General features: G+C 57.4%; 23 protein-coding genes and 2 tRNA genes. 7 read left to right on the forward strand and 18 right to left on the reverse strand.

Features of this window, described 5'->3' with window-relative positions; all coding sequences use genetic code 11:
• The 15 genes from G5168_RS10715 to ruvA all read right to left on the reverse strand — a co-directional run bounded on the left by G5168_RS10715 (position 1) and on the right by ruvA (position 11,777).
• A tRNA-Val gene (locus tag G5168_RS10715) sits at positions 1 to 58 on the reverse strand.
• Between the two features lie 39 nt (positions 59 to 97).
• A tRNA-Lys gene (locus G5168_RS10720) sits at positions 98 to 173 on the reverse strand.
• Positions 174 to 347: 174 nt separating this feature from the next.
• Complete coding sequence (ybgF, locus tag G5168_RS10725; protein ID WP_064339412.1) at positions 348 to 1,148, reverse strand: tol-pal system protein YbgF; 801 nt, start codon at positions 1,146 to 1,148, stop codon at positions 348 to 350.
• Between the two features lie 158 nt (positions 1,149 to 1,306).
• Positions 1,307 to 1,831 carry a peptidoglycan-associated lipoprotein Pal gene (pal, locus tag G5168_RS10730; protein WP_005313284.1) on the reverse strand — a complete coding sequence of 175 codons (525 nt, stop codon included), beginning with the start codon at positions 1,829 to 1,831 and terminating at the stop codon, positions 1,307 to 1,309.
• A gap of 49 nt (positions 1,832 to 1,880) precedes the next feature.
• Positions 1,881 to 3,206, reverse strand: a complete 1,326-nt coding sequence (gene tolB / locus G5168_RS10735; protein ID WP_216952059.1) for a Tol-Pal system beta propeller repeat protein TolB — start codon at positions 3,204 to 3,206, stop codon at positions 1,881 to 1,883.
• Positions 3,207 to 3,301: 95 nt separating this feature from the next.
• Positions 3,302 to 4,432, reverse strand: coding sequence for a cell envelope integrity protein TolA (gene tolA, locus G5168_RS10740; protein WP_216979490.1), 1,131 nt, complete (start codon positions 4,430 to 4,432; stop codon positions 3,302 to 3,304).
• Between the two features lie 5 nt (positions 4,433 to 4,437).
• On the reverse strand, positions 4,438 to 4,884 hold the full coding sequence (gene tolR, locus G5168_RS10745) for a protein TolR (protein WP_005335733.1): 447 nt from the start codon (positions 4,882 to 4,884) through the stop codon (positions 4,438 to 4,440).
• Positions 4,884 to 5,561, reverse strand: a complete 678-nt coding sequence (gene tolQ, locus G5168_RS10750) for a protein TolQ (protein WP_216954450.1) — start codon at positions 5,559 to 5,561, stop codon at positions 4,884 to 4,886. The genes tolR and tolQ overlap by 1 nt, the downstream gene beginning before the upstream one ends.
• A 1-nt stretch (position 5,562) precedes the next feature.
• On the reverse strand, positions 5,563 to 5,970 hold the full coding sequence (ybgC, locus tag G5168_RS10755; RefSeq protein ID WP_005343212.1) for a tol-pal system-associated acyl-CoA thioesterase: 408 nt from the start codon (positions 5,968 to 5,970) through the stop codon (positions 5,563 to 5,565).
• Positions 5,971 to 6,075: 105 nt separating this feature from the next.
• Positions 6,076 to 6,387 carry a cyd operon YbgE family protein gene (locus tag G5168_RS10760; RefSeq protein ID WP_041202810.1) on the reverse strand — a complete coding sequence of 104 codons (312 nt, stop codon included), beginning with the start codon at positions 6,385 to 6,387 and terminating at the stop codon, positions 6,076 to 6,078.
• Entirely contained in the window at positions 6,374 to 6,490 is a 117-nt protein-coding gene (gene cydX / locus G5168_RS10765) for a cytochrome bd-I oxidase subunit CydX (RefSeq protein ID WP_005304933.1), read from the reverse strand. The genes G5168_RS10760 and cydX overlap by 14 nt, the downstream gene beginning before the upstream one ends.
• A gap of 14 nt (positions 6,491 to 6,504) precedes the next feature.
• Positions 6,505 to 7,641: a cytochrome d ubiquinol oxidase subunit II gene (gene cydB, locus G5168_RS10770; protein WP_421252192.1), complete on the reverse strand. Its 1,137-nt coding sequence runs from the start codon at positions 7,639 to 7,641 to the stop codon at positions 6,505 to 6,507.
• A gap of 11 nt (positions 7,642 to 7,652) precedes the next feature.
• A complete protein-coding gene (locus G5168_RS10775; RefSeq protein WP_005335743.1) occupies positions 7,653 to 9,209 on the reverse strand; it encodes a cytochrome ubiquinol oxidase subunit I in 1,557 nt (518 codons plus the stop codon).
• A 934-nt stretch (positions 9,210 to 10,143) separates the two neighbouring features.
• The gene (ruvB, locus tag G5168_RS10780) at positions 10,144 to 11,154 is read right to left on the reverse strand and encodes a Holliday junction branch migration DNA helicase RuvB (RefSeq protein ID WP_005335744.1); all 1,011 of its coding nucleotides are present in this window, start codon (positions 11,152 to 11,154) and stop codon (positions 10,144 to 10,146) included.
• An 8-nt stretch (positions 11,155 to 11,162) separates the two neighbouring features.
• Positions 11,163 to 11,777 carry a Holliday junction branch migration protein RuvA gene (ruvA, locus tag G5168_RS10785; protein ID WP_227341408.1) on the reverse strand — a complete coding sequence of 205 codons (615 nt, stop codon included), beginning with the start codon at positions 11,775 to 11,777 and terminating at the stop codon, positions 11,163 to 11,165.
• A gap of 261 nt (positions 11,778 to 12,038) precedes the next feature.
• Between ruvA and G5168_RS10790 the strand changes: the two genes are divergently transcribed.
• Positions 12,039 to 14,048 (forward strand): methyl-accepting chemotaxis protein, encoded by a 2,010-nt coding sequence (locus G5168_RS10790; RefSeq protein WP_227341409.1) that lies wholly within the window; start codon positions 12,039 to 12,041, stop codon positions 14,046 to 14,048.
• A gap of 81 nt (positions 14,049 to 14,129) precedes the next feature.
• Here G5168_RS10790 and lysE read toward each other — a convergent pair whose 3' ends face one another.
• Complete coding sequence (gene lysE / locus G5168_RS10795) at positions 14,130 to 14,741, reverse strand: L-lysine exporter (RefSeq protein ID WP_421252193.1); 612 nt, start codon at positions 14,739 to 14,741, stop codon at positions 14,130 to 14,132.
• 194 nt (positions 14,742 to 14,935) lie between these two features.
• A complete protein-coding gene (locus G5168_RS10800; protein WP_216952064.1) occupies positions 14,936 to 15,718 on the reverse strand; it encodes a LuxR family transcriptional regulator in 783 nt (260 codons plus the stop codon).
• A 62-nt stretch (positions 15,719 to 15,780) separates the two neighbouring features.
• On the opposite strand from G5168_RS10800, the gene G5168_RS10805 reads away from it, so the two are divergent.
• The 6 genes from G5168_RS10805 to G5168_RS10830 all read left to right on the forward strand — a co-directional run bounded on the left by G5168_RS10805 (position 15,781) and on the right by G5168_RS10830 (position 23,291).
• Complete coding sequence (locus G5168_RS10805; RefSeq protein WP_216979493.1) at positions 15,781 to 16,431, forward strand: acyl-homoserine-lactone synthase; 651 nt, start codon at positions 15,781 to 15,783, stop codon at positions 16,429 to 16,431.
• 199 nt (positions 16,432 to 16,630) lie between these two features.
• Positions 16,631 to 17,530, forward strand: coding sequence for a LysR family transcriptional regulator ArgP (locus G5168_RS10810; protein ID WP_216979494.1), 900 nt, complete (start codon positions 16,631 to 16,633; stop codon positions 17,528 to 17,530).
• An 86-nt stretch (positions 17,531 to 17,616) separates the two neighbouring features.
• Positions 17,617 to 19,632, forward strand: coding sequence for an exoribonuclease II (locus tag G5168_RS10815; RefSeq protein ID WP_216952067.1), 2,016 nt, complete (start codon positions 17,617 to 17,619; stop codon positions 19,630 to 19,632).
• 253 nt (positions 19,633 to 19,885) lie between these two features.
• Positions 19,886 to 21,526 carry a GGDEF domain-containing protein gene (locus tag G5168_RS10820; protein WP_227341411.1) on the forward strand — a complete coding sequence of 547 codons (1,641 nt, stop codon included), beginning with the start codon at positions 19,886 to 19,888 and terminating at the stop codon, positions 21,524 to 21,526.
• Positions 21,527 to 21,530: 4 nt separating this feature from the next.
• The gene (locus G5168_RS10825; protein ID WP_216952069.1) at positions 21,531 to 22,634 is read left to right on the forward strand and encodes an EAL and HDOD domain-containing protein; all 1,104 of its coding nucleotides are present in this window, start codon (positions 21,531 to 21,533) and stop codon (positions 22,632 to 22,634) included.
• A gap of 66 nt (positions 22,635 to 22,700) precedes the next feature.
• A complete protein-coding gene (locus G5168_RS10830; protein ID WP_201998107.1) occupies positions 22,701 to 23,291 on the forward strand; it encodes an HAD family hydrolase in 591 nt (196 codons plus the stop codon).
• Between the two features lie 132 nt (positions 23,292 to 23,423).
• Here G5168_RS10830 and hfq read toward each other — a convergent pair whose 3' ends face one another.
• Entirely contained in the window at positions 23,424 to 23,783 is a 360-nt protein-coding gene (hfq, locus tag G5168_RS10835) for an RNA chaperone Hfq (protein WP_005335772.1), read from the reverse strand.
• Positions 23,784 to 23,861 lie beyond the last annotated feature (78 nt).

The raw sequence follows: 23,861 nt of genomic DNA on the forward strand, positions 1-23,861 counted from the left end.
TACTGGGATCGAACCAGTGACCCCCTCCTTGTAAGGGAGGTGCTCTCCCAGCTGAGCTAAACGACCTGGGAATTCTGTCTCCACCGAGTGGAGAAAATGGTGGGTCGTGCTGGATTCGAACCAGCGACCAATTGATTAAAAGTCAACTGCTCTACCGACTGAGCTAACGACCCTCACCACGACCAGTTCCGACTGCATTACTGCTTCGGCTCTGACGGCGGCCTATATTACGGATTTAAATTTCCGGTGCAACAGAAAATTCGTAATTTAAATCCGTTTGCTCACTGTGCGTACAAATGCAGGCTGTTTTTACAGTAGCGTTACGAAAACAGTGACATACAGCAATGTTACAGCTTGGCCAGACTCTGTTTGGCCAACTGGGCTGGCGAGGTGTTGGGATAGCCCTTGATCACCTGCTCATAGAAGGATTTGGCTTCCGCCTTCTTGCCATCCAGTTGCGCCAGCATACCCAGCTTCAGCAGCGCATCGGCTCGCTTGGGGGATTTGCTGTATTTGTTGGCCACGGTCGAAAACTGGGCCGAGGCTCCGGCTCTGTCACCCTTGTTGAACAGCAACTGGCCGAGCCAGTAGTGTGCATTGGGAACATAGCCCGAATTGGGGTACTGCTTGATGAAGCCCTGGAAAGCCGGAATGGCTTTGTCGTAGTTCTTCTCTTTGAGCACCATGTTGACCGCTGCGTCGTAGGCCTGATTCTCATCCTGATTAGTTGAGTAATTGGCGGCAGCAGCCGGTGTGGCAGCAGCAGGGGCCGGGGCGGCTGGAGCAGCCTGCTGGCTGCTGGCAACCTTGTCGAGCTCCTGGTAGAGCTGACGCTGGCGCTCTTGCGACTGTTCCATCTGGTAGGTCTGCTGCTCCAGCTGACCACGCAGCTCGGAGACCTCCCCTTGCAGGGAGTCGACCTGTTGCTGCAATTCAGCTTGCAGTCGCAGACGGGCATTGAGGGTGCGCTCCAGCAGGGCAACCCGATCTTCCAGGCTACCGGTGGGCACGATGGCGCCGTTGTTGCCGCTAAGGACAACCCCACCACTTGAGTCACCGCCCAGATCGCTGACCGGTGCCGCAGCTTGCGCATTCAGAGCAACCATTACGGCCAGCGCAACGACAGCTTGCTTGTACACAGATTTCATTCGGATCAAACCTTAGCGTTTAGTACAGATAAAACGGCCAGCGCCATCGTCGCTCGCATATACAGATTTCATTCGGATCAAACCTTGGCGTTTAGTGCAAATAAAACGGCCATCGAAATGGCCGCTTGCATATAAACGAACTTCGTTCGGTTCAAACCTTAGTAAACCAGAACCGCGCGGCGGTTTTTGGCAAAGGCATCCTCGGTGTGGGACAGATCCAGCGGCTTCTCTTCGCCATAGCTGACGATGGAGAGCTGCTCGGCCTGCACACCCAGGGTTTGCAGATACTTGGCAACAGCCTTGGCACGACGCTCGCCCAGGGCGATGTTGTACTCCGGAGTACCGCGCTCATCGGCGTGACCTTCGATCAGGACTTTCACGCTCGGGCGCTCGCGCAGGTAGCTGGCGTGGGCATCCAGCAGATCAGCGTACTGACCCTGGATATCGTAACCGTCGAACGGGAAGTAGATCACGTTGTCACGCTGCAGTGCTTCGAACTTCTGACGCATCTGCTCTTCCGGGGACAACATGCCGTTGGCGCCGCCGGTTTGTACACCGCCCATGCCGTCGGTCATACCTGATTCAGCGCCAGCGGCGTCGGAATCAGAAGAAGAACTACAAGCGGCCAGGGTGAACAGTGGCAGTGCGATGGCCAAACCCTTGAGCAGTTTATTGAGTTGCATGCTATTTCCTTAAACCTTTATAACAAAACAAAAAACAATTGGATTTTTATCAATTCAAGAAGGGCGACCAAGCTGGTGCACGAATTTCACCGCTACTGGTCGGAAGCACAGCCTTGAAGCGACCATCAGTCGACACCAACGCGAGACTCTTACGACCCTGATAGATGGTGGCATAAATGATCATGCTGCCATTGGGAGCCACACTTGGCGACTCATCCAGAGCACTCTGGGTCAGGACCAGCAGGGCATTGTTTTCCATGTCCTGACGGGCAATACGATACTGTCCCTGAACACGGGTCACCATCACCATGATTTTGCCATCAGGAGTGATGGATGCACCCTGGTTGGATTCACCTTCCCAAGTCATCCGGCGAGTCATACCAGTCGCCAAATTTACGCTATAAATCTGGGGTTTGCCACCACGTTCAGAGGTGAACAACAAATTTTGCCCGTCCGGCATCCAGGAGGGTTCGGTGTCGATCACGCGGCTGGTAGTGACGCGGGTAAGCTGCTTGCTAGCGACATCAACCACATAGAGGTTGGGTGAACCATCTTTGGAGAGAACGATAGCCAGACGACGACCATCAGGAGACCACTCAGGGGCCCCGTTAATGCCACGGAAACTGGTGATCAGGCTGCGCTGCTGGGTGTAGATATCCTGCACATAGATTTCGGACTTCTGGTTCTCGAAGCTCACGTAGGCCAGCTTGCTGCCATCCGGTGACCAGGAGGGAGACATCAACGGCTCGCGAGAGCGCAGCAGAGTCTTCTCGTTGTAACCGTCGTAGTCAGAAATGCGCAGCTGGTACGGGAACTGGGTACCCTGCTGTACGGAGACGTAAGCCAGACGGGTCAGGAAGGCACCGCGCTCGCCAGTCAGACGCTCATAGACGATGTCGGAAATACGGTGGGCAAACTGGCGCATCTGGGCACCCGGGATGGTCGCCATACGGCTATCCAGGATGTAACCGTTCGCCTCGCCGCCTTGTGCCTTGGCCAGCTGACCCTTCAGCACATCGACCAGCTCGAAGTTGACCTTGTAGGTGCCGTCACCCACCGCCGAGATGGAACCGACGACTACGGCCTCAACCCCTTGAGCGGCCCAGGGTGCGAAGTTGATCTCGCTGCTGCTGCTCGGAGTCTGCGGCATCTGGCCACGGGCCAGCGGCTTGAATTTGCCACTGCGCATCAGGTCGTTGGAGACCACTTCCGCGATGTCCTGCGGCAACTGCCCGTTGCCTTCCCACTTGAAGGGGGCGACGGCGATGGGGCGTGCGCTATCAATACCGCCGGTGATGACGATGTCCAGGGCCGCCTGGGCACTCTGGCCCAGCAACAAACAGCCAACCAAAGCAAAAAATACTTTTCTGATCATGGCTTAAATACTCGGTTCCAATAAAGATGAGAGGTTAAATTCCTTTCTCGGCGAGAGGTTGCCAACCGGAGGCAAGCAACCTCGTTTTATCACGCTTAGATACTCGGTTCTAACTTCAGGTTAAATTCCTTCAACATCTCGAATGCCGCAGGATCCTTGGGCACTGGCAGTTGATTGGCTTTCAAGACAGCCGCCTTACCCGAACGACAGACCGCCGGGTCACCCTGGCCGTTATCTACCGATATGACAAAGCCACTGCTCGCAAGACGTACGCCGATAGTACATGTTTTGCCCCGCATGGTGGGATCCAAAATCATATACCGCTCAACAGTGGCCTTGATGAGCGCCGCATACTTGTCGACTTCACCTTGTGCCGCTGCAGAGGCAGCCTGGCTGCGGGCATTGGCTTCAGCCGCCAGCTGCTGCTGCATCATGGCTTCCATCTCTTTTTGCAGTCTGGCCTCCTCGGCCGCTTTGCGTTTGCGTTCTGCCGCGATCTTGGCCTGCTTCTCGGCTTCAGCCTTGGCTTTCTTCTCTGCGTCAGCTTTTGCCTTTTTGGCTGCCTCTTCCTTGGCCTTCTTCTCAGCCTCGGCTTTGGCTTTTTTCTCAGCCTCTGCCTTGGCTTTCTTCTCTGCCTCAGCCTTGGCCTTCTTGTCAGCTTCCGCTTTCTTGGCTTTGGCCTCCTCGGCTTTAGCCTTCTCTTCCGCCTGTTTTTTCTCGAGCTCTTTCTTTTTCTTCAGCGCCAGTGCCTTGGCCTCTTCAGCAGCCTTGCGCTCGGCTTCCGCCTTCTTGGCCTTCTGCTCTTCCAGCTTGCGGGCCTCCTCGGCTTTCTGCGCCTTCTCTTCCGCCCGCTTCTGCTCGGCAACTTTTTTCTGCTTCTCAGCCTCGGCCTTGCGGGTCGCCTCTTCTGCTTCTTTCCGCTTGGCCTCGGCAATACGCAGCCGTTCCTGCTGCTGGGCTAGTTCGCGTTTGGCAAGATCCGTATCTTCCTTATCCTTCTCTTTCTCTACCTTCTGCGGCTTGGGCTGAGCTTTCTGCTGCTGGATCTGCTTGGCCTGCTCGTTGAGGAAGTTCTCATCAAGCATCACGGCATTGACGATCTGCCCCTTCGATTCGGGTCGTTTCGGTTTGCTGAAATCGAGCCCGACAAACAGGATGATGCCGATGATCAGGTGCAGCAGAAACGACGCGATGAGATAACCGGAAATACCACGCTTCACATCCATCTCCGTTAGTTCACCGGATCTGTCATCAGGCCAACCTGAGGCACACCCGCATTCTTGAGGGCCACCATCAACAGGATCACCTCTTCGTAGCGCACGGCCTTGTCACCCGCGACCACCACGGGGGCATTCTGGTTGATCGCCAGATAGCCCATGGCTTTTTCGGTGATGTATTGCTGCATCGCCTCTGGCGTGCCACTTGGCACCGGCTCGTCATCGGCTTCGCCAGCCTTGATGACATACTCGCCTTCGGTATTGACGCTGACGATGAAGGGCGGCTTGGCATCTTCCGGCAACTGCTCGGACTCAGCCTGCGGCAGATCCACCTTGACCCCTTGCGTGATCACCGGCGTGACCGCCATAAAGATGATAAGCAGCACCAGCATGACGTCGATATAGGGAACCACGTTGATCTCGGCCACCTTCTTGCGCCGGATCCGCTGATAGGTTTGCATTACTGATCACCCTGCTGCTGAGCAATTTGACGGTTCAGAATGGTGGTGAACTCGTCCATGAAGTTGGCGTAGGCGTTCTCTAGCCGCTCGACCTTGTTGGAGAAGCGGTTGTAGAAGATTACCGCCGGGATAGCGGCAAACAGACCCATTGCGGTCGCAATCAGCGCTTCCGCGATACCCGGTGCCACCATCTGCAGGGTGGCCTGCTGCACCTGACCCAGGGCGATAAAGGCGTTCATGATCCCCCAGACGGTACCGAACAGACCGATGTAGGGGCTGATGGAGCCGATGGTCGCCAGCACCGGCAGGTTGGATTCCAGATCATCCACCGCACGGGAGAGGGAGACGCGCATGGCACGGTAGGTACCATCCATCACCGCATCCTGACCACGGGCCCCGGCCTTGAGCAGGCGGGCATACTCCTTGAAGCCGGAGTAGAAGATATCTTCCATGCCTTCGATATCATCGCGGCGGGAAGAGGACTCCTGATAGAGGCGATTGAGATCGACCCCTGACCAGAAGCGATCTTCAAACTGTTCCGATGCGAGATTGGCCGCCTTGATCGCCTTGGAACGCTGGATAATCAGCGCCCAGGAGACAATAGACATGCTCATCAGGGTGATCATGACCAGTTTTACCAACAGGCTGGCTTGCCAAAACAGGCCAATAAACGAAATTTCAGCGTGCACTTAACAGCACTCCCTTGATTTTTTCAGGTATAGCTACAGGTTTCATTTGCGGATGACTTACACAGGCTATCTGTACCAAAGCCTGGGTGACGAGTCGTCCATCAGCCGCCAGGATCTGCTGCGAAAAACGCAGGGATGCGCGTTTCACTTCAATCACTTGCGTTAATACATTCAATAGTTCATTAAAACGGGCCGCCGAGCGGAAATCGATCTCAGTTCGGCTCACCACGAAGGCATATCCCTCCTGCAGCCAGACGTCCTGTTCGACCCCTTTGGCACGAAGAAACTCGGTGCGAGCACGTTCCATAAACTTGAGATAATTGGCGTTGTAGACGATGCCCCCGGCATCGGTGTCTTCGTAGTAGACACGTACCGGAAACTCAAAGACTTCCCCCATAACAATCTGTGATCCATTCGACAGTCAGATGGGGGGCTATCATAGCGCAGGGCTGAATAGGAAAGAAGCAGGGGGAGACAGGGAAATCCTGCCTCCCCCCGTTTTTTATGAAAGGAAATATGAATGTGTCAGCCAGAGGCCATACAACAAACTGGGCCAGGCGAGCCAGGGGTTGAACAGCACACGTCCGGGCAGGCTTTTCAGATGAAAGCCAAGCCCGTTAAGTACGCCACAACAGACGGCCCACATCAGCCAGGGAGCAAGCCAGAGACCATGCTCGCTGGTGTTGGCCGCGATCAGATTGGGGGCCTGTAAAATAGCGACGGCCAACAAGGCCGCCGCGAGTAACATCAACCCCTGCCACGGCTGCCGCTCCAGTGGAGCGGCCAGCCTGGCGAGTCGATCACTTGTTTTCATCGATCTGACGATCCATGTTCTCGGTGTGTTCCAGCCACAGCGCATTGATGATGCCAAATGCACAGGCCAGCAACAGCCCCAGGATCCAGGTGAAATACCACATTGTCAGCGCACCTCTTAATAGAGAGATTGTTGGTTATCTTCGATGTGCTTGTTGGTTACCCGGCCAAACATCTTGATGTAAGTCCAGATGGTGTAACCCAGCACAATCGGTACGAAGATCGCTGCAGCCACAGTCATCACCTGCAAGGTGTTGAAAGAGGCGGTAGCATCCCACATGGTCAGGCTCAGTGACGGCTCAAGGCTTGAGGGCATCACGAACGGGAACATGGAGAAACCGGCAGTGAGGATGACCCCGGCAATCGCCAGTGAGGAGCTGGTAAACGCCAGCCAGCCGATGTTCATGCGGGCAAACAGCGCAGTCAGCAGGCTCATGGCCAGGCCCAGTACAGGGGCAGCCACCATCCACGGATAGAGGGTGTAGTTGTTCATCCAGGCACCAGCCTGCAGGACAACTTCCTTGTTCATCGGGTTGGATACTGCGTCTGTCGCGGCAGCCTTGACGATGACATACCCTTCCATACCGCTTACCCACCAACCCGCGGCAGCAAACAGCACCAGGGTCATCAGTGAACAGATCATGGCGGCAGTGCGGGAACGCGCCAGCACTTCACCGTCGGTCTTCATCATCAACCAGGTTGCGCCCTGGGTGAGCAGCATGAACAGGCTCACCAGACCAGCCAGAATGCCGAACGGGTTAAGCAGGCCGAAGAAGTTGCCGTGATAGGTCAACATCATGAACTGGTTAAACTCGAACGGAACGCCTTGCAGCAGGTTGCCAAAGGCCACACCAAAGACGATGGGCGGTACGGCGCTACCGGCGAACAAGGCCCAGTCCCAGTTGCTGCGCCATTTTGCATCAGCACGCAGGGAGCGGTACTTGAAACCGACCGGACGCAGGAACAGCGCCATCAAGGTCAGGATCATGGCGATGTAGAAGCCGGAGAAGGTCGCGGCATACACCATCGGCCAGGCGGCGAACAAGGCGCCACCGGCAGTGACCAGCCAAACCTGGTTACCTTCCCAGTGCGGCCCCATGGTGTTGAGCATCACGCGGCGCTCGACATCTTTCTTGCCGACGAACGGGAGCAGTGCGCCTACCCCCATGTCGAAGCCGTCAGTGATGGCAAAACCGATCAGCAGTACGCCGACCAGAGCCCACCAGATGACACGCAGAGTTTCGTAATCAAACATGGTCGCTCTCCTTATGCCTTGATCTGTTCAAAGTGATACTTGCCAGTCTTCAGGCTGCTGGGGCCAAGACGGGCATACTTGAACATCAGGTACATCTCGATAACCAGAAGTACGGTATAGAACAGGCAGATACCGATCAGAGAGAACCAGATCTCGGCTGCAGGCAAATTGGATGCAGAGAGGGAAGTCGGCAACACCTCTGCAATGGTCCACGGTTGGCGACCATATTCAGCCACAAACCAGCCTGCTTCGATGGCGATCCACGGCAGCGGGATACCCCACAGCAGACCCTTGAGCAGCCACTTGCGCTTGCCGATCTGGTGGCGGGCACTGTCATAGAAGGCCATACCAATCAGCACCAGCATCAGCATGCCGACGGCAACCATGATGCGGAAGGCGAAGAACAGCGGCAGAACCTGCGGGATGGAGTCATCCACTGCGGCCTTGATCTGCTCGTCGGTAGCATCGGTCACGTTGCTGGTGTAGCGCTTGAGCAGCAGACCGTAGCCCAGATCCTGCTTCACTTCGTCGAAGCGAGCGCGGGTCTCGTCAGACTTGTCACCGGATTGCAGCTTGGTCAGCAGGTCGTAAGCGGTCATACCGTTACGAACGCGCAGTTCGTGCTCGCTCTTCAGATCCTTCAGACCGGTTACCTGACCGTCCAGAGAACGGGTCGCGATAATGCCCAGCGCATAGGGGATCTTGATGGCGTAGTCGGTGCGCATCTCTTCCTGATTCGGAATACCGAACAGGGTAAAGGCGGCCGGAGCAGGTTCAGTTTCCCACTCAGCTTCGATAGCGGCCAGTTTCACCTTCTGCACTTCACCGGTCTCGTAACCGGATTCGTCACCGAGGATCAGCACGGACACGATGGAAGCCATACCGAACGCAGCGGCAATGGCGAAGGAGCGACGGGCAAACGCCACATCACGATTCTTCAACAGGTAGTAGGAGGAGATACCCAGCACAAACATGGCGCCACAGGTATAACCAGCCGCCACAGTGTGAACGAACTTGACCTGAGCAACAGGGTTGAGCACCACGTCAGCGAAGCTCATCATCTCCATCCGCATGGATTCGAAGTTGAACTCTGCCCCGACCGGGTTCTGCATCCAGCCGTTGGCGACCAGGATCCAGAGGGCGGAGAGGTTGGTACCCAGCGCCATCAACCAGGTGGCAGCCAGATGCTGATGCTTGCTCAGACGATCCCAACCAAAGAAGAACATACCGACGAAGGTGGACTCCAGGAAGAAGGCCATCAGCCCTTCGATAGCCAGCGGGGCCCCGAAGATATCGCCGACATAATGGGAGTAGTACGCCCAGTTCGTCCCGAACTGGAACTCCATGGCCAGACCTGTGGTGACCCCCAGGGCAAAGTTGATACCAAACAACTTACCCCAGAATTTGGTCATGTCCCGGTAGATGGTGTTGTTGGTCATCACATAGACGGATTCCATGATCGCCAGGAGAAAGGCCATTCCCAGCGTCAGGGGTACAAACAAAAAGTGATAAAGGGCCGTCGCAGCGAACTGGAACCGCGATAGGTCTACCACATGCTCAGCAATCATGATGTTTCCTCACCGATTATTGGCACGGCTATTTTAAGTTTTAAGCACAAAGCTTCCGTTGGGGGTTATCGAATGGGCCCCGTTGAGACGGATCACAACAAAACACTTTCAGTAACCACCAATATTAACAACAAGGCAACGCGAAAACACAAACAAAGCTAATGTTTAACAATTAAAAAACAATAAGCTTCAATTTATTCTCGCTCATTATGACCGGGTTTTTATATCACCTTTATTTGATTGAAATCAATGTAAAAGGACCCGCCATACATGGCTTTCAAAGCCATGTTTAATCTATTTCACGATTATTGAAGCGAGCCAGATCACAAAAGATGACAATGCGTAAAATATTGATTTAAATCAATTTAAGAATTTAACATCCGGCCACCCCATTTAATTTGAAAAATGTCGATGACGCGCCTTTTTCCATGTTATCCAGGTCAGGCGAACTGATTCGAAAACTCAATTTAAAACTACAAACAATGCATACTCATGCGAACCAATTTCATCAATCACTACATTAGATAAACTAATTTGAAGGTTGCAATTTTTCTTGTTTGCCCGGGCCGATACGAGCTCCTACAATGCGCCTCGCAGTGAGGGCATACCCTTGGATACAGGCCGGTTAATCCGGGTTCACGGTACGTATTCGACCATCAATTTGAACCTGTCTATTGGAATCGAAGATGAAAAAGTTTGTTGCTAAAACCATCCGTTACTACAAGCTTTCCTTTGTTCAGCTCTATCAACTGAACCGACTCTGAGAGCTCGCGACGGCTCACCTGTTTATTTTCCGGTCTGTGTCCAGACGCACTCACTGTCTGTGAACATCCATCCTGAATTGTCTTTGCCCACCGCATCCGCCGTGGGCTTTTTTTTGCCCGGATAACAAAAAACCGCCTTTGACGGCGGTTTCATGTTCAAACGACTGTTTTTACTTCTCATCTGGTCGCTGAAGACCGAAATGAGCGTAGGCTCGTGTGGTCGCAATCCGTCCTCTGGGTGTACGTTGCAGATACCCTTGCTGGATCAGATAAGGCTCCAGCACATCTTCGATAGTATCTTTCTCCTCCCCGATCGCGGCGGCCAGATTATCGAGACCCACAGGGCCCCCCATAAACTTGTCTATCACAGCCAACAATAACTTGCGGTCCATGAAGTCAAAACCTTCGTTATCGACATCCAGCATGTCCATGGCGCGGGCCGCGATGGGGCCATCGATCCGGCCATCGGATTTGACCTGGGCGAAGTCACGCACTCGTCTTAACAAACGGTTAGCAATCCGCGGCGTACCACGAGAGCGACGAGCGACCTCAATGGCACCATCTTCCGTCATATCTAGCCCCAGACAACGGGCACTGCGGGAGACGATATCGGTCAGATCCTTGACGTTGTAGAACTCCAACCGCTGGACGATACCGAAGCGATCCCGCAGCGGGCTGGTGAGTGAACCAGCCCGGGTGGTGGCGCCAATCAGAGTGAAGGGAGGCAGATCCAGCTTGATGGAACGAGCCGCTGGCCCCTCCCCGATCATGATGTCGAGCTGGTAATCCTCCATCGCCGGATAGAGCACCTCCTCCACCACCGGGCTGAGGCGATGGATCTCGTCGATGAACAGCACATCGTTCGGTTCGAGGTTGGTGAGCAGCGCCGCCAGATCCCCCGCTTTCTCCAGCACCGGGCCGGAGGTGGTCTTGATATTGACCCCCATCTCGTTGGCGACGATGTTGGCGAGGGTGGTCTTGCCCAGACCCGGCGGACCGAAGATCAGCAGGTGATCGAGCGCTTCTCCCCGCTGACGGGCCGCTTCGATAAAGATCTCCATCTGTTCGCAGACGGTATCCTGACCGGTGTAGTCAGCCAGCTTCTTGGGGCGGATAGCCCGGTCAATAATGTCATCCTCACGGGCAGCACTGGCCGAAATGAGGCGGTCTGCTTCAATCATCAACTACCTCATACCAGGCTACGCAGGGATTCACGGATGATATCTTCCACCGACATCCCCTCTTTGGCGATCTTGCTGACAATCTGGCTCGCCTGCTGCGGCTTGTAACCGAGGGCCACCAGCGCACTGGCCGCCTCTTCGGTCACATCCGGTGCCCGCAATTCTGGCTCACTGGCTGGCAGGGTGACCATGGCCGGGGAGAAGAGGTCGTGACTGACCCAGCCCTTGAGGCGATCCTTCATCTCCACCACCAGACGCTCGGCGGTCTTCTTGCCGACTCCCGGCAGTTTGACCAAAGAGCTTATCTCTTCACGTTCGACACTCAGCACGAATTGGGTAGCTGTCATGCCGGAGAGAATAGCCAGCGCCAGCTTGGGGCCGACTCCGTTGGTCTTGATCAGCTCGCGGAACAGCGCCCGCTCCTGTTTGTGGTTAAAACCATAGAGCAAATGGGCATCTTCCCGCACCACGAAGTGAGTGTGGATGGTCGCCTCCTTGCCGATCTCCGGCAAATCATAGAAGCAGCTCATCGGCATATGAACCTCGTAACCAACCCCGCCTACTTCCAGCAAGACCTCGGGGGGCTGCTTCTCAATGACAATGCCTCTCAAGCGACCAATCACGGCTCTCTCCTCACCAATACAACTATTCGCAAATTGGCTCATAGCATAAAGAATAACTGGATAAGTATCCAGCATAGGGCAGCAACCCCCTGGTATCCGGAGAAGCTTTTTCGCAAATTGGCCACCATGCTTGATCTGGTTCAGCCTGCGTGTACGGGATGTTTCTGCACCGTACCGGACTCCGACTGGGCATGAGCCACTACACTAAATCCGTTCGGAACCGAAATTGATGCCAATGCAGATACCAAGGAAGGCCATCATATGAAAATTGTTACCACCGCCAATCTGGGTCTTGCCATCTTGCTCGGCTGCACGCTGGGGATGGGGGTCGTGGGCTGGTATGGCAGCCAGCGGCTGGCCGGCCTGCTCACCTATGTGTTGGGAAGCGCCTGGCAGACCGCCGATGGCGCCATGGAAGGCTCCATCGAACTGGGCAATCAACAGTTACAGATTCAGAAGATGCAAAACGGCACCCCGCTCAATCGCACCGAGCTTGATGCCGCCAAGGCGGCGACCGATGATGCGCTGGCCCGGGTCAGCCAGGGTCAGCTCATTGATGGCGCAGTCCTGGCCACCATGGAGCAGCAGAAGCTGGCCTATCAACAACAACAAGAGAAGCTGTTGACGCTCTATCACGCCTATACCGAGGTTGATGAGGCGCTGCATCACAACGCCGAGCTGATGGCACGACTCTCGACCCAGCTGGAGGTGATTGGCGATGGGGCGGTAGAGGTGCTGACCCAGGCCCCCGACCAGACCATCAGCTGGAACAGCGGCCTCTCCACCCGCTGGGAAGCGGCCGACGGGGGAATGGAGTCCAATATCGGCTTTTTGCGCCAGCTCTATGCGCTGGAGAAGATGCGCAGACAAGGGGTAACGGAGGCGATCAAGGTCGAGCTGAAAGAGGCGACCGATTTCTATCACGAAGCGATCGACAGCATGCTCGGTACCGGGCTGTTCGATATCGAGGGAACCGGCGAATTTGCCGGCAAGCCGCTGGCGACACAGTATCGCACCCTGTTGGCCCGACATCAGCAGCTGATGGGGCAGTGGATCGAGGCGCTCGGCAGCTATCAGGCCCAGCAGGCTCTCTATGAGGCCAGTGCCGACCAGCTACAGCAACAACTGGTTGCCATCGAGGCGAGCGGTGATGCCACCGTCGAGGATCAGGTAGTCCAGCTCAACGGCATCATCAGCCAAACCCGCACCCTGCTGCTGGGCGGCCTGTTGCTTAGCCTGATCATGGTCACCCTCTGTGGCTTCTGGCTGACCCGCAAGCTGGTCACCCCGCTGCTGCAAGTGGACAAACGGATGCAGGATATCGCCGCCGGCGAGGGGGATCTCAACGCCCGCATCAACCTGCAGCGGGATGACGAGATAGGCTCGCTGGCCAACAGCGTGGATCGCTTCATCGAGAAATTGCAGAAGATGATCAGCTCCACCATGGACAACAACCGGCACATCAGCGAACACGTTCACACCTCGGTCAACCGGGTGGAGGCGATCAGCCAGAGCAGCCGCCAGACCGCCGAACATGCGCTGGCCCTGCATCAGGACAGTGAACAAATGGTACAAGTCGCTACCGGTATTTCTGACAACTGCAGCATGGCGGCCCACAATGCCAACGAGGTGCGCCAGCTAACCACCGAAAGTAGCCAATATGTCGCCTCTGCCAGTGCGGGCATGCAGCGGGTGGTGCAGGAGGTGGGCGAGTGCGCCATCGCCATCAACGCCCTCAAGGAGCAGGCGGGCCAGATCGGCCAGATCATCTCCACCATCAGCGAAATCTCGGAGCAGACCAACCTGCTGGCCCTCAATGCGGCTATCGAAGCAGCCCGCGCGGGGGAGATGGGACGTGGCTTTGCTGTGGTCGCGGACGAGGTGCGCACCCTGGCCAATCGCACGGCGACATCAAGCGCCGAGATCAGCCAGGTGATCAGCAGCATCCAGCAGCAGACCGAGAGCGCCTACCTGATGATGCAGCGCAACCTCAAGACGGTGGAGTCCGGCATGCAGGACTCCGAGAACACCAAGCAGATCCTGTTCAAGGTGGAAGGCGCCATCGACCAGCTGGCCGACATGGTGCAGCAGGTGGCCGTAGCCACAGGTCAACTGTCACACACCCTGAGCCACTCCTCTGACAAGGTCTCCGGCATCAGTCTGCAAGCCAGAACCGGCGAACAGGAGGCGCAGGAGTGTCTGCAACTCGCCTCCTCGCTCCATCAGGCCAGCCTGCTGCAACAGCGCCTGCTCTCCCAGTTCAGAGTCTGAGCCCCTCCAATAGTAAAGATGCCACTCATATGAGTGTCATCTTTTTGTTACCGGTCGCTCATTCCTGCCGCCTTAACTTCCTCAACGTCCTATGGCCAGTTGAACAGCCAGGCTCAGCATGATGATGCCAACCAGCAGATCGATCCCCTGCTGCACCCGGCTGCGGGCCAGCCAAGGCGCCAGTGCCGCTGCACCCAGCGCAAGCGAGTAAAACCACACCAGCGAGGCCAGCATGGCCCCCGCAGCAAAGGCCGGACGCAGGGACTCGCTCACCTGAGAGCCAAGGGAGCCGAGCAGCATCAGGGTATCGAGATAGACATGGGGATTGAGCAGGGTGACCCCTAGCGTCATGGCCAGTACGCTTCTGGCTCTCATCCGTTGCGAAGAGTCGGCCAGTCCGCCCTCCTGTCCATGCCAGGCGCTGCGCAGGGAGCGAACCCCAAACCAGCCGAGAAACAGCACGCCGCCCCAGGTAAGCAGCATCATGCCAATCGGGCTGGCAGCCAGCAGATTGGCTCCGCCAAATACCCCTATAGCGATCAGAATGAGGTCGCAGAAACTGCAGAGTGTGGCGCTCAGCAGATGGTGATTGCGATGGATGCCTCTGCTCAGCACAAAGGCATTCTGGGCGCCGATGGGGATGATCATGGCAAGACCTATGGTGAAGCCTTGCAGGGTCGTGGTCAGCAGCATGGAAAGTTCCGTTCGAAGTGATGAATGAACGGCACTATAGCGAGCCCTGTTCCCTCTTAGAAATTCATTGATTTACTGGTTCATTCATTTTGCTAATGATGAAGCTTTTCTATTCAATCCCTTGTCAATTACCGGATCTGACAATTGTGACCCTCATACAGCAGCAGGAGAATCTGTGGCATGTGAGACTCGGACTACTGCAACACTCGGGGAAAATTGGTGACCACCACCTGCTCCAGATTGGGCAACAGCAAGCCGGTCCCCACCCCCTTGGCAATGGCCTGGTAGCGGTTCATGGAGCCGGTTTTGCGGGTGACCTGATTGAGGTGGTAATTGACCGTGCGCTCCGTGATGCCGAGGATGCAGGCTATCTCGCAGGAGGTCTTTCCTTCGCTGGCCCAAAACAGACACTCGGTTTCGCGCTCGGTCAGGGGCTCTTTGCCCGCACTGTCCATCATGCTGAAACGCACCACCCGGATTGCGGCATCGAAGATGTAGTTCGACATCCATGAGAGGATCGGCGACGACTCCAGCAGCAGATCGCTCGAGGCCCGCTCGGACGTGATAAAGGAGAGGATCCCGTTCTCCCCGGCGGCACCGTGCAAGGGGAAGGAGATGCCGTTGCGCAGCCCGAACTCGGCTGCCAGCCCCATCACATCCATGCTTCCCTCTTGCAGAAAGCTTGCTCGCTCATCGAGGCGATTCCAGTAGATGGGCAAGGTCTGCTTGCGCGCCAGCTGGATCACCGGATCACATGCCAGCATGTTGTTTTCGGTATAGGCCTGCACCCAGGAGTCAGGGCAGTGATTGAACAGCACCACCTTGGGTCTTTGCATCGACATCGGCAGGATCAGCGCGAAGCGGTAGTAGTCGTAGCCCATCCCGAGCGTGAAGTGACCGATCAGCTCGGCCAGACGGTTGCCATCCGTCACCGAAGTGAAATGTTCGAGATACTCAAGCAGTTGGTCTCTTTTCATATGAAAGCCCCCTTGGCCAGACATGTGATTATAACGGCGAATAGCAAGACAGAGGGCCCATAATGTTGGTTTTCAAAGGAAAATTGAGAGAGCATCCACGAAATGAGGTAGAGGATGAACTCTATCGCTTTCGAAATCGCGTCTTTTCCGACCGGCTCGGCTGGGATGTAGAGTCCCATCGGGGACTTGAGCGTGACAGTTTTGATACGCCAGACACCCATTGGGTGCTGATCGAGGATAAGCAAGGGCTATGCGGCTGTATTCGCCTGCTCAACTGTGCCGATGCCTATATGCTGCCCACCATCTTCCCCACCGCCCTTGCCGGTGAAAGTGCACCGCGTACCCCCGATGTCTGGGAACTGACCCGTCTTGCCATCGATGCCAGCCGTGCTCCGCGGATGGTCAATGGCGTCAGCGAGCTCACCTGCGTCATCTTTCGCGAAGTCTATGCCTTCGCCCATGCTCACGGGATCCGTGAGCTGGTCGCTGTCGTCAGCCTGCCGGTAGAGCGCATCTTCCGCCGCCTCGGCCTGCCCATCGAGCGCCTCGGCCATCGCCAGGCGGTGGATCTGGGGGCCGTGCGCGGGGTGGGGATCCGCTTCCATCTGGATGAACGCTTCGCCCGTGCCGTTGGCAAACCTCTGCTGGGCCACTATCAAACCAGCCACTCTCTACTGCAGCAACCATCACCGGCGCTGGCAACGCAGCCATAAAAAATCCCGGGAAAACAGACCCGGGATAAACAGATCGCTATGAGCCCGCAGGCTAACCCATGGGTCAGCGGGCAGTATCCTCCCTCAACAACCTGATCACTACTGTCAGAAATCACAGCGTAACGGCCCTGTCGCCACCCATTGTTGTCCCCTGCCGAGTGACGTAGAGTCAGCCCAGAAGCAACGCAAGGGAGGGAAGATGAAAGAGCTGGACTACAAACTGCTGCGGGCACTGGATGCGGTATTGCAGGAGCAGAACTTCGAGCGGGCCGCCAAATCACTGCACATGACCCAGTCCGCCATCTCCCAGCGGATCAAACTACTGGAGCAACAGTTTGCCGAGCCGCTGCTCATCCGCAGCCAGCCGTTGCAGGCGACCCAGCTCGGCCAGAAGCTGCTGGCACACTATCGTCAGGTCCACCAGCTAGAGCTGGAACTGGCTGGTGAGCTGGCTCCCGCCACACCACAAGCACCCATCCGGATCAGTATCGCCGTCAATGCCGACAGCCTGGCCACCTGGTTTCTGCCCTCGATTACTCCCTTGCTTGAGCAGCATCCCATCGAACTCAACCTGCTGGTGGATGACGAGTGCCGCACCCTCGACAAGGTGCGCGAGGGACAGGCCTTCGGCGCGGTCAGCCTGAGCCCCCAACCGCTGGCTGGTTGCTGTGTCGACGAGCTGGGTGAGATGAACTATCTGCTCACCGCCAGCCCGGCCTTTGTGGCTCGCCATTTTCCTCGCGGTCTGACCCGGGAAGCACTGGCCAAGGCACCGGCAGTAGCGTTCGATCAGCGAGATGACATGCATGTAAGCTTTATGAGGGAGCAGTTCGGGCTGGAGCCTGGCGGCTACCCCTGCCATACGGTTCATTCGTCGGAGGCCTTTGTCGCCATGGCCGAACAGGGAGTGGCCTACTGTCTTATCCCGGAATTACAGATCAGGAGACAACTGGAGAGTGGCTCACTGGTCAACCTCAGCCCAGAGCGCATCCTGACGGAGCGACTCTACTGGCACCGTTGGGTACTGGAAAAAGGGGTACACAAACAGCTCTCTTTACGGCTCATCGACTATGCCCGCAGCTCTCTGAAACCACGCTGATCAGGCCATTCACCTTGGCTTTGCAGGGCTAAAAACGTATAGTGCTGGGCGTTTCTTCATCAGGTCTCCACTCAGGTTCCCCATTTATGTTCCAAGACAATCCGCTGCTGGCCCAGCTCAAGCAACAAATCCGCGAAAACATCCCGAAGAAAGAGGGTGTGATCCGCGCCTCGGACCGGGGCTTCGGCTTTCTGGAAGTCGATGAGAAGACCAGCTATTTCGTGCCGCCTCCCTACATGAAGAAGGTGATGCACGGTGACCGGGTGACCGCCCTGATCCGCACCGAAAAAGAGAAGGAAGTGGCCGAGCCGGATACCCTGCTGGAGCAGTCCGTCACCCGCTTCGTGGCCCGGGTCAAGATGTTCCGTGACCGCCTCAACGTGGTTGCCGACCATCCGCTGATCAAGGATGCCATCAAGGCCCGCGTCAAGAAGGGTCTGGATGAGAAAGAGTTCAAGGAAGGTGACTGGGTGGTGGCGACCCTCAAGCGCCATGCGCTGGTCGACGGCAACTTCTCTGCCGAGATTATCCAGAAGATCGCCGCCCAGGAAGATCACAATGTGCCCTGGTGGGTGGTGCTGGCGCGCCACAATCTGGCCCAGGTCGAGCCGGCTGACTTGCCGGAGTGGAAGGTGATCGAAGAGGAAGAGCTGCCCCGTCGCGATCTGACCGCAGTCCCCTTCTTCACCATCGACGGTGCCAAGACCAAGGATATGGACGATGCGCTGGCCATCACCAAGCTGGACAACGGCTGGGAGCTGCTGGTCGCCATCGCTGACCCGACCGCCTATGTGGCCGAAGGGAGCGAGCTGGACAAAGAGGCCGCCCAGCGCGCCTTTACCGTCTACATGCCGGGCCGCAACGTGCCGATGATCCCGCGCACCCTCTCCGACGAGCTCTGCTCCCTGAAAGAGGGCGAGGAGCGCAACACCCTGTGCGCCCGTCTGCTGATCGCCGAAGATGGTCTGCTGCTGGAGGAGACCGAGTTCTTCGCCGCCCGCATCTGCTCCCACGCCCGTCTCAACTATGACGACGTCTCCGACTGGGCTGAGCATGGCAAAGAGCTGGCTATCGACGCAGGTGTGCTGGCCCAGCTGCCGCTGATGAAGGCGATGACCGAAGCACGCATCGCGTGGCGCACCGAGCATGCGCTGGTATTCCCGGATCGTCCCGACTACGACTTCGAGCTGGGCGAGAATGGCGAAGTGCTGGCTATCCACGTCGAGCCGCGCCGCATCGCCAACCGCATGGTGGAAGAGTCGATGATCGCCGCCAACATCTGCGCCGGTCGCGTGCTGGGCAAGAGCGTCGGTTACGGCATCTTCAACGTTCACACCGGCTTTGACGAAGAGTCCCTCGACGGCGCCATCGACCTGCTGAAAAGCGCCGAAGCCCCGTTCGAGCGCGACGAGATCGCCAGCCTCTCCGGCTTCTGCGCCCTGCGCCGCTGGATCGACAACCTCGACACCCGCTGGCTGGATGGCAAGATCCGCCGCTTCCAGAGCTATGCGCTGATGTCCTCCGAACCGGGCGCCCATTACGGTCTGGGTCTGGATGCTTACGCCACTTGGACCTCCCCGATCCGCAAATACGGCGATATGGTCAACCATCGTCTGCTCAAAGCCGTCATCGCCGGCAAGACCCCGGGTGAGCGCCCGAGCACCGAGCTCACCGAGCACCTGACCGCCTGCCGCCGCCTGCACCGCATGGTGGAGCGTGACATCGGTGACTGGCTCTATGTCCGCTACCTGAAGGCCGATGCAGGCACCGACAAGGTGTTCAACGCCGAGATCATCGACGTGATGCGTGCTGGCCTCAAGCTGCGTCTGCAGGAGAATGGCGCCGTGGTCTTCATGCCTGCCCGTCATATCCTCGACAACAAGGATCGCCTGGAGTGCAACTGGGACAATGGTCGCGTCTATCTGGACAAGACCGAGGTGGTCTACGAGCTCGGCCAGCTCATCGAGGTGAAGCTGACCGAAGCGGTGGAAGAGACCCGTTCCCTTATCGCCAAGCCGGCGGTAGATCTGGTACCGGGTCCGGCACCGGAAGCCCCGGTCGCCGAGAGCACACCTGCGGACGTAGCCCCCAAGGCTGAGTAAGCCGCACAGAGTCATCTCATCTGCCCGAGAGCCCGCCATTGCGCGGGCTCTTTTTTGCCCCGCATCTGCCATACACGCTGCCACAAGTGGCGCCACTACGCACAGTTTTCGCCACAGTTGGCAGTAAAAGCAGTGAATGTTTCCACGCATAACGTGGAATGCAACCAATATGTGCGACACCTCTCCTTTCTGACATATTAATCAAAGAGAAATATGTTTATACTCGCTTGGGTACAATCCAAGGGATGCTGGTATGCAGGAATGGGACCCGGAACACTTCACCAACTTCGCTCAGTTATGCGAAGTGAGCCTCGCCACCATCCGTGAAAAAACCGATGCCGAACGCCTCTACCTCTGGCTGAAAGCCCCCGAACCGCAGCTCTACAGCTTTCAGCTCGATAAGGGGCTGACTACGCTTGATCTCGCCCATCTCGGTCAACTGACCCTGCCCCACCATCTGCTCGACAAGGCGATGGACAAGGGGCAACTGGTGATCGAGCAGATCTACCAGCCGCCGGACTCTGGTGAGAATGTCGAACCAGCCCAGCAACGACTACGCGCCTGCTTCCCCCTCAAACGCCATATGAGCCTGGAAGGGGTCATCTATCTGGAGACCCACCGCCGTATCGACCGCCTCTCTGCACGCCAGCGTCAGGGGATCCAGCTGCTGATCCACTATCTGACCGCCGAATTGAGCAACCACCTGCTATCCAGCCAGGTCAATCAGGAGCGGGATCAGCGGCTCCATACCCAGACCGATCTGGTGCAGAGTCAGGCGCTGCAGGGCTCTTTTCTCACCATGTTGCAGGCGCTGCACATGGTCAGCGTCACCCTCTCCCGCAGCCGCAGCGAGAACGATCTGCTGCGGGACGCCGTGCTTCTGGCCCGCAAGGAACTGCAGTTCGATCGGGTCGCCATCTTCCTGATCGAACCCGATGGCAAGACCATGCGCGGCACCTGGGGCACCAGCGAAGAGGGAGAGCTGGTAGACGAACATGACTTTGTCAGCCCCATTCCGGAGCACCCCACGGTGCAGGAGGCACTCAGGCGTAAGGACTACGTACTGGTGCTGGAAGATACCCCCCTCTACTACGAGAAACAGCAGGTAGGTCGTGGCTGGAACGCCATGGTTTCGCTGTGGGATGGCACCACTCCCATCGGCTGGATCGCCGCCGACAACCTGCTCTGTCACCGACCACTCAAGGCTTATCAGAGCGAGATTTTCAAACAGTACGCCGCCATCCTGTCACAGTTACTGATCCGCCAGCGCACCCAGGAGCAGTTGGAAACCCTCAACCGCCAACTGGAGGAGCGGGTTGCCGAACGCACGATACAACTGGCCGAAACCAATCGGGCACTGGAGGAGGCCAATCACCGCCTCTCCCTGCTCTCGCTGGAAGACCCTCTGACTGGTATCGCCAATCGGCGCCAGTGGGACATCACCATGCAACGGGAATGGGAGTGGGCACGGCGCACCCAAAATCCGCTGGCGGTATTGATGATCGATGTCGACGACTTCAAGGCCTATAACGATCACTTCGGTCATACCAAGGGGGATGAGTGCCTGCAGCAGGTAGCCCGAGTACTGCGGGAGGCCGAGCGACGTTCTACCAATCTGGTGGCTCGTTATGGCGGAGAAGAGTTCGTCATCCTGCTCTGCGCCCCCCAACCCGGTGAGGCCGAACAACTGGCCGAGAGGATCCATGATGGCCTAACCCGATTAAAACTGCCCCATCCCGCCTCGCGGGTTGCTGATTTCATTACGGTTAGCATAGGCTTTAGCTATCTGGTTCCCTCCCTGAACGAGGCATGGCAGAGTCTGACCGAACAGGCCGATCAGGCGCTCTACCACGCCAAGTCTCAAGGACGGGCGCGCACTCTGGCCTATCGGTGATCCCATGCTGTTGCGTCGTTATCCCATCTTCAATCGCCGCCTGGCCCTGGTGGCCTACGGCATCGATTATCTGCTCGGCTCACCGGACGAGTGGCCCTCGCTGGCACAACATTGCCGCCTGCTGGCACAAGGGCGCCAATATCTGGTGCCCTTCACCCACGAACAGCTCGATGAACAGCGCCCCCTGCTGTTTGATCAGGATGCGATCCCGCTGGTCGAAGCCTCCAGCGAACGGCTACCAGCTTCCTTTCCGGTGCTGGAACAGTGGCGAGACAGTCGACGCCGGCTTGCCGTACACGGGGTCAGCCGTGAGCCACGCTGGCTCGGTGCCAGCCGTCTGCTGGTATTCTGGATGGGCGAAGAGGGGATCTGCCAGCCCACCGAACACAAGCGGATGGCCCTCGATATCGAAACCTGGGAAGACTTTCTCCCGCTGCGAGAGGCCGGAGTCGACTTCTTTGCCGGTGGTTTTCTCGCCCGCCCCGAGCTGGTCAATCAGCGTGCCACCCAGCCCGACATGGCACTTGTGCAGCAGATCCTCCAGCTCATCTGCCACGAGGAGTTCTCCTTTGCCCAGGTGGCCCGCCTGCTGGAGCAGGATGCCTTGCTCCCGGGCCAGCTACTCACCTATGTCAACGCCCCCGGCTTCGATCATGCCGCCCCCATCACCTCGGTTTCCCGCGCCCTCTCCTATCTGGGAGAGCAGGAGATCCGCAAGTTTGTGCTGATCAACGGCCTGGCCCGGGTAAGCCAGCATATGCCGGAGGCCTCTACCCGGATGGCCATCGCTCGCGGTCGCTTCTGTGAACTTATCGCCCTCACCGCCCTAGACAAACGCGAAGCAAGCTGGGCTTTTCTGGTAGGGCTGGTACTCGATGGTTCCCTGCTATCGGAGTCGCTGAAGGCCCACCTGCCCAACAACGTAAAACGAGCCATCGAGCGGCACGAAGGGCCGTTGTTCCACCTGTTCCAGCTGGTCAGGACCTACGAACAGGGCAACTGGGCCCTGCTGGAGCAGCTGGCACCGAAATACCAGCTCGACCCGACCAGACTCACCCCCGTCTATTTTCAGGCGCAAATGTGGGGGCAAGCGTTTCTCACCTGCTAGGTGATGGCGAGGCGGGGAGCCACTGGCTAGAATGGGCTCCCTTTTTTCAGAGACAGACCCCGCACCATGACTCTTTCCGGATTCCAAGGCCTGGTCTTTGACCTTGATGGCACCCTGGTCGACTCCATGCCGCTGCACCTCGCCGCCTGGGAGCACACCGCCCGCGAGTTTGGCTTTCACTTCGATGCCGACTGGTTCTATGAGCTGGGTGGCATGCCGAGCCGCAAGATCGCCCTGCTGGTCGCACAGGAGCAGCAGATCCCCCTCGATCCGCTCGAAGTCACCCGCTGCAAGACCGCCCACTATGTGGCCAACCTGCACAAGGCGACCGTGTTTCCGGCCATGCAGGCGCTGGTCGAGCGCTATCATGGCGTCATCCCGATGGGGATCGGCACCGGCTCGCCTCGTGTCAACGCCGAAGCGGTGCTGCGCAACACCGGGCTGGATCGCTACTTCTCAGTGGTAGTCACCGCAGACGATGTGGAGCTGCACAAGCCCAATCCGGACACCTTCCTGCTGGTCGCCAGCAAGTTGGGGGTCGCGCCATCAGGCTGTCTGGTGTTTGAAGATACCGGTATCGGGGTACAGGCCGGAGAGGCGGCGGGTATGCAGACCTGCATGGTCAAAGAGGGTCAACCGGTCGGCATAACCGCGTAGTGCGTAAAAAAATATCGCCCTGCAAGGGGCGATAACCGGAACCGGCTCTCATACGGGACATGAATGAAAATGAGAGCAGGTTCCGTCAGCCGCTGACGCAGGGCGCGTCAACGGGGAGTGCGGGGCAGACGATTACTCGTTGTTGCCGCCGCCCTGATTGTCGTCATAACGACCCGGCGCACCATGGGGGCGCGGCGCCATGGAGACACGCGGCTTGCGAGCACGCTGGATGTTCACCTGCGGACGGCCGGTGTGCATGGCGATGGTGGAGATCTTGGCCTTGTAGACCAGCTGCTGGTTGCCGTGTGCATCGGTCAGCAGCACGCTGTACTGGTCAAACCCGCTGATGGTGCCTTCGAGCTTGATGCCGCTCACCAGAAAGATAGCGACCTGACTGCGGTTCTTGCGCAACCAGTTGAGGGCAGAATCTTGCCCGTTCCCGAGGGAGAAGGCTTGCTCAATCGTGGAGTAGCTTGGGGATTCAGTTGTCATAAATTATTGTCCCGCGGAAAAAAAGTGGCGTTTGATTGTGCTAAATGGGCACTGGCTTGTCAAAGTCATTCTCACTCC

The sequence above is a fragment of the Aeromonas sp. 600724 genome, from assembly GCF_049175135.1.
Taxonomy (GTDB): domain Bacteria; phylum Pseudomonadota; class Gammaproteobacteria; order Enterobacterales; family Aeromonadaceae; genus Aeromonas; species Aeromonas veronii_A.